Source organism: Rugamonas sp. GW822-FHT03B10 (assembly GCF_058801745.1).
The window spans coordinates 52,676-64,939 of record NZ_JBXANP010000022.1; the positions used below are offsets into that span (position 1 = coordinate 52,676).

Annotated in this window: 13 protein-coding genes; 11 read left to right on the forward strand and 2 right to left on the reverse strand. The window is 68.7% G+C overall.

Features of this window, described 5'->3' with window-relative positions; genetic code table 11:
• Nucleotides 1-82: 82 nt before the first annotated feature.
• Complete coding sequence (gene hpaR / locus AC1RQG_RS24510) at nucleotides 83-562, reverse strand: homoprotocatechuate degradation operon regulator HpaR (RefSeq protein ID WP_493135472.1); 480 nt, start codon at nucleotides 560-562, stop codon at nucleotides 83-85.
• A gap of 237 nt (nucleotides 563-799) precedes the next feature.
• Here hpaR and AC1RQG_RS24515 point away from each other — a divergent pair, with 237 nt between their 5' ends.
• From AC1RQG_RS24515 to AC1RQG_RS24555, 9 genes are all read left to right on the forward strand, one after another.
• Nucleotides 800-2,446 (forward strand): methyl-accepting chemotaxis protein, encoded by a 1,647-nt coding sequence (locus tag AC1RQG_RS24515; protein ID WP_493135474.1) that lies wholly within the window; start codon nucleotides 800-802, stop codon nucleotides 2,444-2,446.
• Nucleotides 2,447-2,596: 150 nt separating this feature from the next.
• A complete protein-coding gene (locus tag AC1RQG_RS24520; RefSeq protein ID WP_493135476.1) occupies nucleotides 2,597-3,448 on the forward strand; it encodes an urease accessory protein UreD in 852 nt (283 codons plus the stop codon).
• A gap of 12 nt (nucleotides 3,449-3,460) precedes the next feature.
• Nucleotides 3,461-3,763 carry an urease subunit gamma gene (locus AC1RQG_RS24525; RefSeq protein WP_493135478.1) on the forward strand — a complete coding sequence of 101 codons (303 nt, stop codon included), beginning with the start codon at nucleotides 3,461-3,463 and terminating at the stop codon, nucleotides 3,761-3,763.
• 90 nt (nucleotides 3,764-3,853) lie between these two features.
• A complete protein-coding gene (locus tag AC1RQG_RS24530) occupies nucleotides 3,854-4,180 on the forward strand; it encodes an urease subunit beta (RefSeq protein ID WP_493135480.1) in 327 nt (108 codons plus the stop codon).
• Between the two features lies 1 nt (nucleotide 4,181).
• Nucleotides 4,182-5,882 carry an urease subunit alpha gene (gene ureC / locus AC1RQG_RS24535; RefSeq protein ID WP_493135482.1) on the forward strand — a complete coding sequence of 567 codons (1,701 nt, stop codon included), beginning with the start codon at nucleotides 4,182-4,184 and terminating at the stop codon, nucleotides 5,880-5,882.
• Between the two features lie 15 nt (nucleotides 5,883-5,897).
• The gene (gene ureE, locus AC1RQG_RS24540; protein WP_493135484.1) at nucleotides 5,898-6,404 is read left to right on the forward strand and encodes an urease accessory protein UreE; all 507 of its coding nucleotides are present in this window, start codon (nucleotides 5,898-5,900) and stop codon (nucleotides 6,402-6,404) included.
• The gene (locus AC1RQG_RS24545; RefSeq protein ID WP_493135496.1) at nucleotides 6,404-7,084 is read left to right on the forward strand and encodes an urease accessory protein UreF; all 681 of its coding nucleotides are present in this window, start codon (nucleotides 6,404-6,406) and stop codon (nucleotides 7,082-7,084) included. Before ureE ends, AC1RQG_RS24545 begins: the two co-directional genes overlap by 1 nt.
• Before the next feature lie 21 nt (nucleotides 7,085-7,105).
• Complete coding sequence (gene ureG, locus AC1RQG_RS24550; RefSeq protein ID WP_493135486.1) at nucleotides 7,106-7,753, forward strand: urease accessory protein UreG; 648 nt, start codon at nucleotides 7,106-7,108, stop codon at nucleotides 7,751-7,753.
• Nucleotides 7,750-8,322, forward strand: a complete 573-nt coding sequence (locus AC1RQG_RS24555) for a HupE/UreJ family protein (protein ID WP_493135488.1) — start codon at nucleotides 7,750-7,752, stop codon at nucleotides 8,320-8,322. The genes ureG and AC1RQG_RS24555 overlap by 4 nt, the downstream gene beginning before the upstream one ends.
• Before the next feature lie 16 nt (nucleotides 8,323-8,338).
• Here the strand turns inward: AC1RQG_RS24555 and AC1RQG_RS24560 are convergent, their stop codons facing one another.
• A complete protein-coding gene (locus AC1RQG_RS24560; RefSeq protein WP_493135490.1) occupies nucleotides 8,339-8,959 on the reverse strand; it encodes a 1-acyl-sn-glycerol-3-phosphate acyltransferase in 621 nt (206 codons plus the stop codon).
• A 232-nt stretch (nucleotides 8,960-9,191) separates the two neighbouring features.
• On the opposite strand from AC1RQG_RS24560, the gene AC1RQG_RS24565 reads away from it, so the two are divergent.
• Nucleotides 9,192-10,586: a sigma-54 dependent transcriptional regulator gene (locus AC1RQG_RS24565; RefSeq protein ID WP_493135492.1), complete on the forward strand. Its 1,395-nt coding sequence runs from the start codon at nucleotides 9,192-9,194 to the stop codon at nucleotides 10,584-10,586.
• Nucleotides 10,587-10,909: 323 nt separating this feature from the next.
• Complete coding sequence (locus AC1RQG_RS24570) at nucleotides 10,910-12,235, forward strand: hypothetical protein (RefSeq protein ID WP_493135494.1); 1,326 nt, start codon at nucleotides 10,910-10,912, stop codon at nucleotides 12,233-12,235.
• The last annotated feature ends 29 nt before the right edge of the window (nucleotides 12,236-12,264 follow it).

Genomic DNA, 12,264 nt, shown 5'->3' on the forward strand with positions numbered 1-12,264 from the left:
GGTCTGTCATTTGGACAGGCAGCGCACAGCTTTGCGTTTCCTCAAGGGGCGGGCACTCGCGGCATAACCGCGCGTGCGCCCGTCAGCCTTCATTCCCTCCATGCATTTCCGGCAGCGCGGTGCGCGCCACCTTTGCCGGGTCCAGCTCGACGAACGCCTCGCACACATCAATCAGCGCCTGGAACCGTTCCGCCCCAAATGCCTGCTCGATGTGCTCGTACTGTCCCAATATCAGCGGCAGCAACTGCGCCACGACCTCGCGTCCCTGGGCGTCGAGCCGCACCATGACGCGGCGTTTGTCGCCGGCGACGGGGCGGCGCACCACCAGTCCGCCCTTTTCCATGCGTGCCAGCACGCCGGTCATGCTGGCGCTGACCATGCCGCATTGCCGGCATAGTTCGCGCGGTTCCAGCGCGCCGTGTTCGGCCAGTCCGCGCAGGATGCGCCACTGTTGCTCCGAGATGCCGAACTGGTGCAGCAGCGGCCGGAAATACTGCATCAGGCTTTCCCTGGTCCGTCCGATGAGCTGAGGCAAATCGGGAAACGGGATCGGGCTATTCATCGGTGCTCCATGTAATGTTGAGGGTTTTGCTCAAGTATATCAGTTGACTGAGAGCAAGTTACATGCTGTAATCACTAATATGTTAGTAGTTCACAAGGCTACAGACGCTATACCTCCGTTGTCTCCGCGACCGTCCCCCATGGTCGCGCCCAACCCGGTGTGATGCGCGCCATCCGTGCGCCCGCGACACCCGTTCACGCCGCTTTGGCGCCTTCAAGAACTGATCGAGTAGAAAACATGTTGCTAAATAACCTCAAAGTGGGCACCCGCCTGACCATCGGCTTTTTTGGGCTGATCCTGCTGCTGGCCGGCGTGACGGTGCTGGGCGTGACGCGCCTGAGCGCGCTGAACGAGAGCACGGAACTGATCGTCAAGGACCGTTACCCCAAGGTCGCCATCGCCAACAAGATTTTGCAGGGTATCAGCGGCAGCGCGATCACCTTGCGCGACTTGTTGCTGACCGACGATCCGCGGCAGATCAAGAATGACCTCGATTCCATCGAAGCCATCCGCGTCGAGGTCAGCGCCGATATCGCGCTGCTGGACAAGCTGTTGTCCACGCCCAAGGGGCGGGAAATTTTTGCCCAGCTGGTGCAGGCGCGCGGCGACTACCGTGTCAGCCAGGATGCGTTTCTTCAACAGCTCGCGGCCGGCAACAAGGAACAAGCGACCGCGATCTTGCGCGGCGAGTTGCTGCGCAAGCAGAAGGTGTACTTTGCCCAGGTCGAGAACCTCATCAAGCTGGGCAGCCAGCTGATGGAAAAGAGCGGCGCCGAGGTGGCGCACGAATACAGCAGCGGCGCGACCATCATGCTGACGCTGGCCGGGCTGGCGATGGTGCTGGGCACCGGCTTTAGCTATGTGGTCAGCAACAGCATCACCCGGCCGCTGCGACGGGCCGTCGAGATCGCCCGCACGGTGGCGTCCGGTGACCTGAGCAGCCGCATCGAAGTCCATTCGCGCGATGAAACCGGGCAGCTGATGCAGGCGCTGCACGACATGAACGCCAGCCTGACGCGGCTGGTCGGCGAGGTGCGCCACGGCACCGAGGCGATCGCCGCCGCCACGGCCGACATCGCGGAAGGCAACCAGGATCTGTCGGCCCGCACCGAGCACCAGGCCAGTTCGCTGGAGGAGACGGCCTCGTCGATGGAGGAATTGACGGCCACCGTGCACCAGAACACCGACAACGCGCGGCTGGCCAATGAGCTGGCCGCTTCGGCCTCGGCCGTCGCCGTGCAGGGCGGCGAGGTGGTGAGCCAGGTGGTCGACACCATGGCAGCCATCCACACCGCGTCCAACAACATCGTCGACATCATCAGCGTGATCGACGGCATCGCCTTCCAGACCAACATCCTGGCGTTGAATGCGGCCGTGGAGGCGGCGCGCGCGGGCGAGCAGGGACGCGGTTTCGCCGTGGTGGCGGGTGAAGTGCGCAACCTGGCCCAGCGCTCCGCCACGGCGGCCAAGGAGATCAAGGTCCTGATCGACGATTCGGTGCAGCAGGTCGATGCCGGTGGCAAGCTGGTGGAGCGGGCCGGGAGCACGATGGCCGACGTCGTCGACAGCGTCAAGCGCGTCGCCGGCATCATGGGCGAGATCGGCGCGGCCAGCCATGAGCAGAGCCTTGGCATAGGCCAGGTGCACCAGGCCATCAGTGAGATGGACCAGGTGACGCAGCAGAATGCCGCGCTGGTCGAGGAGGCCGCCGCCGCCGCCGAGGCGTTGCGGGAGCAGGCGGCCCATCTGACGCAGATGGTCAGCGTGTTCAAGCTGGCCGGCCAGGCGACGCCGGCGCCGGTGCAACTGGCCGCGCGTGCGCGTCCGGCGCCGACCCTGATCCGGCCGGCACGGTTGGAGGAATCGTGGGAGGCGTTCGAATAGCGGATCGCCGCACGAACGACCTTCTCCGCACGGAATTGGTGCAAGCTAACCAAGCCAGTGCGGGAAGTTGACTCAAAGCATGGTTAACTGAACATAAACGCTGGCACGCATATTGCTCATCAGTAAGGGTCGTCACTTGATTACCCTACCATGCCTGATTGCATCGCCCCGACAGGATTGTCCGCCAGCCACAGCGCCTGGCAGGCCAGTCTCGCGCTCGGATTTGCCGACGATGCCGGCACCACCCGCCTGACCGACAATACGCACTGCGGCCCGCTGCGGGTGCAAAAGCCGCTGTACCCGGAAGGCGGCGCCGTGTGCCACGCCATCATCATCCATCCACCGGGCGGCGTGGTCGGGGGCGACCAGCTTTCCATCACCGCCACCGTGGGCGCGCATGCGCACGCCTTGCTGAGCACGCCCGGCGCGGCCAAGTGGTACAAGGCCAACGGCAGGCGCTCGCGCCAGCAACTGCGGCTGGACGTGGAACAGGGCGCGTCGCTCGAATGGCTGCCGCAGGAAGCCATCTTCTTCGACCAGGCCGACGTGGCGCTGGAACAGACCATCACCCTGGCGGCCGACGCCCGCTACATCGGCTGCGACATCGTGTGCATGGGCCGGCGCGCGTCGGGCGAGACCTTCGCCACCGGCCGCGTGGCGCAGCGCACCCGCATCCACCGCGACGACAAATTGATCTGGTGGGAGCAGGGCGCGCTCAATGGCGGCCGGCTCGATAGCCCGCTTACGCTCAATGGCCACACCGTCTGCGCCACGCTGATCGCCATCGGCCCGCCGCTGCCCGCTTCCGTGCTGGCGGACTTGCGCGCCGCGCTGGCGGACGAGGCCTGGTTCGGCATCACGCAAACCAAGGGCGTGCTGGTGGCGCGCCATCTAGGCGACGACAGCGAGGCGGCCCGCCGCATCATGCTCACCGTGTGGCGCGCCGTGCGCCCCCATCTGCTCGGGCGCGAGGCCGTCACGCCGCGCATCTGGCAAACCTGAACTGGAACCGTCATGGACCTGACCCCACGCGAAAAAGACAAGCTGTTGATCTTCACGGCCGGCCTGCTGGCCGAGCGCCGCCTCGCGCGCGGCCTGAAGCTCAATTATCCGGAGGCGATCGCCCTCATCACCTGCGCCATCATGGAAGGCGCGCGCGATGGCAGGACGGTGGCCCAGCTGATGTCGGACGGCGCCAGGATCCTGACCCGCGCCGACGTGATGGAGGGCGTGCCCGAGATGATCCCCGATATCCAGGTCGAGGCCACGTTCCCGGACGGGAGCAAGCTGGTGACCGTGCATCACCCGATCCCGTGAGCGGGCCGACGATCTCGGCCCGCTCTCCGCGCGCGGCGGCCCACCCGGCCGCCGACGTGCACTTTTTTTGTCATTTTTAAGGAGCCCTTCATGATCCCAGGCGAATATCTGCTCGAAGAGGGCGCAATCGGATTGAACACGGGACGCGAGACGGCCACGGTGGTGGTCCAGAATCGTGGCGACCGGCCGATACAGGTCGGTTCGCATTTCCATTTTTTCGAGGCCAATTCCGCGCTGGCGTTCGAGCGCTGGAAGGCGTATGGCATGCGCCTCAATATCGCGGCCGGCACCGCCGTCCGTTTTGAACCGGGCCAGCAGCGCACCGTTGAACTGGTCAGACTGGCCGGCGACCAGGAGGTCTATGGCTTCAACGGCGCGGTGCAGGGCAAACTGAAATCCTCTCCACCCAGGAGCTGACATGGCGACCATTTCGCGCCAGGCCTACGCGGAGATGTTCGGTCCCACCAAGGGGGACCGCATCCGGCTGGCCGACACCGAGTTGTTCATCGAGATCGAGCACGATTACGCCACCTATGGCGAGGAAGTGAAGTTCGGCGGCGGCAAAGTGATCCGCGACGGCATGGGCCAGTCGCAGCGCGTGCACGCGCACGTGATGGACACCGTCATCACCAACGCCGTCATCGTCGACCACTGGGGCATCGTGAAGGCCGACATCGGCCTGAAGGACGGCATGATCGCCGCCATCGGCAAGGCCGGCAATCCCGACATCCAGCCCGACGTGACGATGGCCATCGGCGGCGCCACCGAGATCATCGCGGGCGAGGGCATGATCGTCACGGCCGGCGGGGTCGACACCCACATCCACTTCATCTGCCCGCAGCAGATCGAGGAGGCGTTGATGAGCGGCGTGACGACCATGATCGGCGGCGGCACCGGCCCGGCGGCCGGCACCTCGGCCACCACCTGCACGCCGGGCCCGTGGCATCTGCACGCGATGCTGGGCGCGGCCGACGCATTCCCCATGAACCTGGGCTTCCTCGGCAAGGGCAATGTGAGCCTGCCGGCGCCGCTGGAGGAGCAGGTGCGGGCCGGCGCCATCGGCCTCAAACTGCACGAGGACTGGGGCAGCACCCCGGCCGCCATCGACAACTGCCTGTCCGTGGCCGACCGCATGGACGTGCAGGTGGCCATCCACACCGACACCCTGAACGAGGGCGGCTTCCTGGAAAACACGCTGGCCGCGTTCAAGGACCGCACCATCCACACCTTCCACACGGAGGGCGCGGGCGGCGGCCACGCGCCCGACATCATCGCGGCGGTGGGGCAGGGCAACGTGCTGCCGTCGTCCACCAATCCCACCCGCCCGTTCACCGTCAACACGCTGGACGAGCACCTGGACATGCTGATGGTGTGCCACCACCTGGACGCGGCCATCGCCGAGGACGTGGCGTTCGCCGAGTCGCGCATCCGGCGCGAGACCATCGCCGCCGAGGACATCCTGCACGACCTGGGCGCGATCTCGATGATGTCGTCCGATTCGCAGGCCATGGGCCGCGTGGGCGAGGTGATCATGCGCACCTGGCAGACGGCGCACAAGATGAAGACGCAGCGCGGCCCGCTGGCGCCCGACACGGCCCGCAACGACAACTTCCGCGTCAAGCGCTACGTGGCCAAATACACGATCAATCCGGCCATCACCCACGGCATCGCGCACGCGGTCGGCTCGCTGGAAGCGGGCAAGATCGCCGACCTGGTGCTGTGGAAGCCGGCCTTCTTCGGCGTCAAGCCGTCGCTGATCCTCAAGGGCGGCATGATCGCGGCGGCGCAGATGGGCGACCCGAACGCCTCCATCCCCACGCCGCAGCCGGTGCACTACCGGATGATGTTCGGCGCCTTCGGCGGCGGGCTGAAAAAATCGTTCACCTTCGTCTCGCAGGCCGCGTTCGACGCCGGCATCGGCGAGCAGCTCAAATTGAACAAGACGCTGATCGTGGCGAAAAACATGCGCGCGCTGCGCAAGACCGACATGATCCACAACGGCGCCACCCCGGTGATGGAGGTCGATCCCGAAACCTATGAAGTGCGCGCCGACGGCGAGCTGCTGGTGTGCGAGGCGGCGGCCGTGCTGCCGATGGCGCAGCGCTACTTCCTGTTCTGAACCGTCGAGGAATCCATGCTGACATTGCATACCAAACTGCCGCCGTCCGGCACCGCCGCCATCGCGGCCCAGCTGGTGCTGCCGTACGAGCTGCGCGAGAAGTGCCGCCTGCGCGCAACGCTGAGCACGGGCGAGGAGGTGGCCGTGTACACCGTGCGCGGCACCGTGCTGCGCGACGGCGACCTGCTGACGGGCGAGGACCGGCGCGTGGTGCGGGTGGTGGCCGCCGCCGAGCCGACCTACAAGGTCACCTGCGCCGACGCGCACGCGCTGCTGCGCTGCGCCTTCCACCTGGGGAACCGGCACACGCAGGCGCAGGTGGGCGACGGCTTCCTGCGCATCCGCGCCGACGCCGTGCTGAAGGAGATGCTGGCCGGCCTGGGCGCGACGGTGGAGGAGCAGATGGCGGCGTTCGAGCCGGAGTCGGGCGCCTACGGGGGCGGCCACGGCCACCACGACCATCATCCGCTGGCGCCGGTGCCGCTGCGCCAGAAGATACACCGTCCGGGCGACCCGGCATGATCTCCGCGTCCGCCCTGTTGCATCTGCTGCAGTTCGCCAGTCCGGCCTTGCCGATCGGCGCGTACAGCTATTCGCAGGGGCTGGAGGCGGCGCTGGAGTGCGGCCTGGTGCGCGACGCGGCCAGCGCGCGCGCGTGGATCGCGCGCCATCTGCACGAGGTGATGGCGCAGTGGGAGGCGCCCGTGTGCTGGCGTTTGATGCAGGCCTACGCGCGCCGCGACGTGCAGGCCGTGGCCGAATGGACCGAGCGCCTCCTCGCCTCGCGCGACAGCGCCGAGTTCCGCGCCGAGACCATCCAGATGGGCTATTCGCTGGCCCAGCTGATCGCGCAACTGGACATCGCGGACCCGGACCTGCTGGCGCTGATGCGATGCGCGCCGGACGTGCCGCTGCCGTCTGCCTATGCGTGCGCCGTGGTGGCGCTGGCGATACCGCACGCGGCGGCGCTGCAGGCGATGCTGTTCGCCTGGGCCGAGAACCAGGTGCTGGTGTGCGTGAAGTCCGTGCCGCTGGGGCAGGTGGCGGGGCAGCGCATGCTGCTGTCGCTGCGTCCCGAGCTGGAGGCGGCCGCGCGCCACGCGCAGACCGTGGCCGACGACGACATGGGCAACTGGGCGCCCGGCCTGTCGCTGCTGTCGATGCGCCACGAGGCGCAGTACAGCCGGCTGTACCGATCCTGATTTGTGAAAGAGAGAACCGACATGACAACCACCACTTCCGACCCGCTGCGCGTGGGCATAGGCGGCCCCGTAGGTTCGGGCAAGACGGCGCTGTGCGAGATGCTGTGCAAGGGCATGCGCGACCAGTACGACATGGCCGTCATCACCAACGACATCTACACCAAGGAGGACATGGAGATCCTGCTGCGCGCCGACGCGCTGCCGGCCGAACGGCTGATGGGCGTGGAGACGGGCGGCTGTCCCCACACGGCCATCCGCGAGGACGCCTCGATCAACCTGGAAGCGATCGCGCGCATGCAGGCCGACTTCCCCGACCTCGACCTGATCCTGGTGGAGTCGGGCGGCGACAACCTGGCCGCCACCTTCAGCCCCGAGCTGTCGGACCTGACCATCTACGTGATCGACGTGGCCGGCGGCGAGAAGATCCCGCGCAAGGGCGGTCCCGGCATCACGCGCTCCGATCTGCTCATCATCAACAAGACGGACCTGGCGCCATATGTGGGCGCCAATCTCGACATCATGGCGCAGGACGCCAAGCGCATGCGCGGCGCGCGCCCCTTCCTGTTCACCAATCTGCGCAGCGGGGAGGGCGTGCAAGCCGTGATCGCCTTCATCCGCGAACAAGGTTTGCTGGAACCACATCATCCCATCGCAAAGGAGCTCACATGAAGCATATCAAGCCATTATTGGCCGGCGCGCTGGCGCTGGCGTGCCTACCCGCGTTCGCCCATCCGGCCGCCGCCGCCCACGGGCATGGCTTCGCGGCCGGATTCATCCACCCGTTCACGGGACTGGACCACGTGCTGGCGATGCTGGCCGTGGGCATCTGGAGCGTGCGTCAGCCGCATGCGCGCGCGCTGCCGCTGGCCTTCCTGGCCATGCTGTTCATCGGCGTGGTGACGGGCGTGGCGGGGCTGGAGATCCCGCAACTGGAGACGGGCATCGCGCTGACCGTGGTGGTGATGGGCGTGTTGATCTTCATGGCGGCCCGTTTGCCGACGGCACTCGGCGCGCTGCTGCTAGGCGCGTTCGCGATCCTGCACGGCAACGCGCATGGCCATGAACTGCCGCAGGTGGCCAGCGCCATGGGCCTGCTGGTCGCCAGCGCGTTGCTGCTGGAGGCGGGCCGGCTGCTGGGCCGCGTCAGCCCGGCGTTGCTGCTCAAGCTGGCCGGCGCCATGATCGCGGCGGCCGGCGTCATGCTGGCGGCGGCGGCGGCAGCGTCGTCGCTGGTCTGAGCCCGCGGCGCGGCGCTTACTTGCCGCGCGGCTCGTGGCGGCGCTCGGACAGCACGATCGGCGCCGCCTTTTCTGGATAGAGGCCGAGGTGGCCTTCGTAGCCGGCGCGGATGGCGGCCATGTCGGTTGCCTCGTCGCCCGTCAGGTGCACATGGTCCACCAGACCCAGCGTCTTGTTCGGGTAATCGATGTAGACCAGGGCCAGCGGCACTTTCGCCTCCAGCGCCAGGTGGTAGAAGCCGCTCTTCCAGTTGGGGCGGTAGCCGCGCGTGGCTTCCGGCGTGATGCCGACCCAGTACCAGTCGGCCGCGTGCATGCGCGCCGCCTGCGACTTGATGGTGCCGCTGGGCGTGCCCCGTTCCACCGGCTCGCCGCCCAGCCAGCGGAACCATTTGCCCAGCGGCGTCCTGAACAGCGAATCCTTGGCCAGCCAGCGGAACGGCAGGTCGAGCGCCCATTTGCCCAGCAGGCCGATGGGGAAGTCCCAGTTCGACGTGTGCGGATAGATCACGGCGATGCCGCGCGGACCCGGCAGCGGCCGGTACAACATGCGCCAGCCGAACAGGCCCAGCAGGCGCAGCGAGGTGCGCTGGCGCCACGTGGGCAGATCACTGGGCCGCAAAAGATAGTCGGTCATGCTCGTCACCCCGTCGTTTTTATAATTTGTTTTAATTTCACTATTGACAGGCTGGCATATCGCTAGTCAAAAAATCCGCCCGCATTCTATCCGGGCAGGGCCGGGGCGGCAAGCGGTTCAACGCGCCAGCGCAGCCGGGACCGCCTTATCAAGGGAACAATAGGACGCTTTCCCGGTCAAAACAAGTCACGCCGCTCAAGGTGGGCGGCGCCACTTCCTGTTCGGGGGGCAAATGACTGCGACGCCCATACTATCCGTGGCCGTGGGCGACCGGGGCGTGCTGGGCGCGGCGGAGGCCGCCTTACCGGGCTGGACGCTCTGTCCCGTGGCCGGCCTGGCCGAAGCGCGCCGCGCCTTGCGCCTGCGCCCGGTCCCGGTCGGCTTGCTGCTGTTCGACGCCGCGCCGTGCGGCGAAGACGCGCTCGACGCCTTCCTGCGCGAGCACTGGTACATGCTGTGGATCGCCGTGTTCCACCCGCCGGCGCTGGACATGCCGGCGTGGCGCCGGCTGGTGCAGGAGCATTGCTGGGACTTCCACACCTGGCCGCTGGACCCGGCGCGCCTGTGCCACTCGCTCGGCCATGCGCAGGGCATGGCCGCGTTGCGCGGCGGCCCGCCGGGCGGCGAGGGCCGGGGCGCGCCGGGTTCGCCCGGGCCGGAGGGCGGGGCAGGCGCGGCGCCGGACGGCGCGCTGACGGGGCACAGCGCGGCCATCGTCCGGCTGCGGGCGCAGATCGGCAAGGTGGCCGGCGCCGGCGCACCCGTGCTGATCTGGGGCGAGAGCGGCAGCGGCAAGGAGCTGGTCGCCAAGGCCGTGCATCTGCGGTCGGCGCGCGCGGCCGGGCCGTTCGTGCCCGTCAACTGCGGCGCCATGCCGGCCAGCCTGATCCAGTCCGAACTGTTCGGTTATGAACGCGGGGCGTTCACCGGCGCCGCGCGCGACAAGCGGGGCCTGATCGAGTCGGCCGCCGGCGGCTCCCTGTTCCTCGACGAGATAGGCGATCTGCCGATGGAATTGCAGGCCAACCTGCTGCGCTTCCTGCAGGAGGGCACCATTTGCCGGGTGGGGGCGACCCGCAGCCTGGAGGTCGACGTGCGCGTGATCGCCGCGTCGCACGTGCAGTTGCAGCAGGCGGTGCAGCGCGGCGCGTTCCGCGAGGACTTGTACTACCGCCTCAATGTGCTGGCGCTGGACGTGCCGCCGCTGCGCGAGCGGCGCGACGACGTGGCGGCGCTGGCCGAGCACTTCTTCCATCTGTATGCGGCCGAACGCGCGCCGCGCCTGCGCGGGTTCAGCGCGCGGGCCATGCGTCTGCTGCGCGAGCATGACTGGCCCGGCAATGTGCGGGAACTGATCAACCGGGTCCGGCGCGCCATGGTGATGGCCGAGGGCCGGTTGATCTCCGGCCCCGACCTGGGACTGGCCGACGCCGCCGCGCCGCCGGACGGCGCGCCGCTGGGCGATGCCCGCAGCCGCGCCGAGCGCGATGCCATCGACGCCACCCTGTCGCGGGCCGGCTGCAACATGACGGTCGCCGCGCGCGAACTGGGGGTGTCGCGCATGACGCTGTACCGGCTGCTGGCCAAGCATGGCATCGCGCCGCCGTCGCGGGCCGGCCAGCCTTAGCCTGTCACCCGTGCGTTACAGCTTGCTCCCGGAAATTTTTCCGACGCCGGAACCAGCGCGGCGCTGCCGGACCTTGGCGCCGGGCCGGTGAACGGTGCCGTCGCGTCCGCCGGCCCCTGTCACATGGATGAGACTAATCGGGGCGCAATAGGGTGCGGCGCAGGCGTCGCCGGCCGTATTCATCGTCAATTTGTTCTTGCTTTTCAACGGGTTGCGGTCCCGGGGGCGGCTGGTGGCATCAAGCTTGCGATGACTGGCAGGCCGGGGCCATGCCGGTCCGGTGAGCAAGTTACCGATTAACCCTAGGAAGCCAGGAAACAGCCATGAAAAGAACTCTGATCAGTACAGCCATCGCGCTCGCGTTCAGCGTCAGCGCGTATGCCCAGACGACACCGCCCACCGTATCGACGGCCCAATCGGGCGCCGGCGCGATCGCCAACGACAATGCCAGCGCCACCCAGGACAGCAGCAGCAACCGCAACAACGACAGCAGCAATAAAAACAGCAACAACAACAGTTCCGGCGGCGCGGCCGCCAGCGCGGTGGGCGCCGTGTCGGCCAACAACGGGGCCACCGCCAGCTCCGCGTTCAGCAATTCGTTCAATAATTCGAACGCCACGGCCACCAGCAACCTCAATGGCTCGGTCAGCAACAACAGCGTGCAGAACATCGGCAATACGGCCAGCAACGCCGGCAACAGCACGGGCGGCGGCGCGGCTGGCGGCACGGGCGGTGCAGGCACGGGCGGCATGGTCACCGCCAGCGGCGGCGCGGGCGGCGGTGCGGGCGGCGGCAACGGCGCGGCCGGCGGCGTCGGCGGCACGGCCACCAACGGCAGCGCCACCAATGGCGACGCCTACGGTGGCGGCGCCAGCGGTGGCGCCGGTGGCGCGGGCGGGGTCGCGTCCAATGCGTCGAGCGGCGCGGGTGGCGCGGGCGCGGCCGGCGGGGCCGGCGGCGCTGGCGGCAACGCCGGCACCGCCAGCGGCGGCGTGGGCGGCATGGGCGGTGCCACCGGCATGGCCACGGGCGGCGCCGGCGGCAACGCGGGCGGCTCGACCGGCGGCGCCGGCGGCAATACCGGCATGGCCAATGGCGCCAATGGCGGCATGGGCGGCAGCACGGGCAACGCCGGTGGTGGCGCCGGCGGTGGCGGTGGCGCCGGCGGTCTTGGCGGGGCGGGCGCGGCCGGTGGCGGCGCCGGCGGCGGCACCTCCACGGCCAGCAATACGCCGGGCGCGGGCGGCGCCAGCTCGGGCGGCGCCAGCGCCACCAACAACCATGGCACCTCGGGCGAGACCACGCCAGGCACGCCGCCCAGCCAGGCGGCCAGCGCCTCGACCGGCAACAGCACCGGCGGCGGCGCCACCTCCGGTGACAGCAACAGCACGGCGGGCGCATCCAGCGGCGGAGCAGGCGGCGCGGGTGCGGCCGGCGGCGCGGGCGGGGCGGGCGCGGCCGGTGCCGCCGGCAGTAACACGGCTGGCGCAGGCGCGGCTGGCGGCAGCGCCACCAGCGGCGCGGGCGGTGCCGGCGCGGGCGTGAGCAATACGGCCGGCGTGGGTGCGGCGGCGGCCAGCGGCGCCGGTGGCGCGGGTGCGGCCGGCGGCAACGGCAGCACCATGGGCCTGTCTCTTCTACACATTTGACGCTGCCGACGATGAGGCCTGCGCGTAGA

Coding starts and splice junctions, on each gene's coding strand:
- hpaR (WP_493135472.1), bottom strand. CDS start 562: ATGAATAGCCCGATCCCGTTTCCCGATTTGCCTCAGCTCATCGGACGG.
- AC1RQG_RS24515 (WP_493135474.1), top strand. CDS start 800: ATGTTGCTAAATAACCTCAAAGTGGGCACCCGCCTGACCATCGGCTTT.
- AC1RQG_RS24520 (WP_493135476.1), top strand. CDS start 2,597: ATGCCTGATTGCATCGCCCCGACAGGATTGTCCGCCAGCCACAGCGCC.
- AC1RQG_RS24525 (WP_493135478.1), top strand. CDS start 3,461: ATGGACCTGACCCCACGCGAAAAAGACAAGCTGTTGATCTTCACGGCC.
- AC1RQG_RS24530 (WP_493135480.1), top strand. CDS start 3,854: ATGATCCCAGGCGAATATCTGCTCGAAGAGGGCGCAATCGGATTGAAC.
- ureC (WP_493135482.1), top strand. CDS start 4,182: ATGGCGACCATTTCGCGCCAGGCCTACGCGGAGATGTTCGGTCCCACC.
- ureE (WP_493135484.1), top strand. CDS start 5,898: ATGCTGACATTGCATACCAAACTGCCGCCGTCCGGCACCGCCGCCATC.
- ureG (WP_493135486.1), top strand. CDS start 7,106: ATGACAACCACCACTTCCGACCCGCTGCGCGTGGGCATAGGCGGCCCC.
- AC1RQG_RS24555 (WP_493135488.1), top strand. CDS start 7,750: ATGAAGCATATCAAGCCATTATTGGCCGGCGCGCTGGCGCTGGCGTGC.
- AC1RQG_RS24560 (WP_493135490.1), bottom strand. CDS start 8,959: ATGACCGACTATCTTTTGCGGCCCAGTGATCTGCCCACGTGGCGCCAG.
- AC1RQG_RS24565 (WP_493135492.1), top strand. CDS start 9,192: ATGACTGCGACGCCCATACTATCCGTGGCCGTGGGCGACCGGGGCGTG.
- AC1RQG_RS24570 (WP_493135494.1), top strand. CDS start 10,910: ATGAAAAGAACTCTGATCAGTACAGCCATCGCGCTCGCGTTCAGCGTC.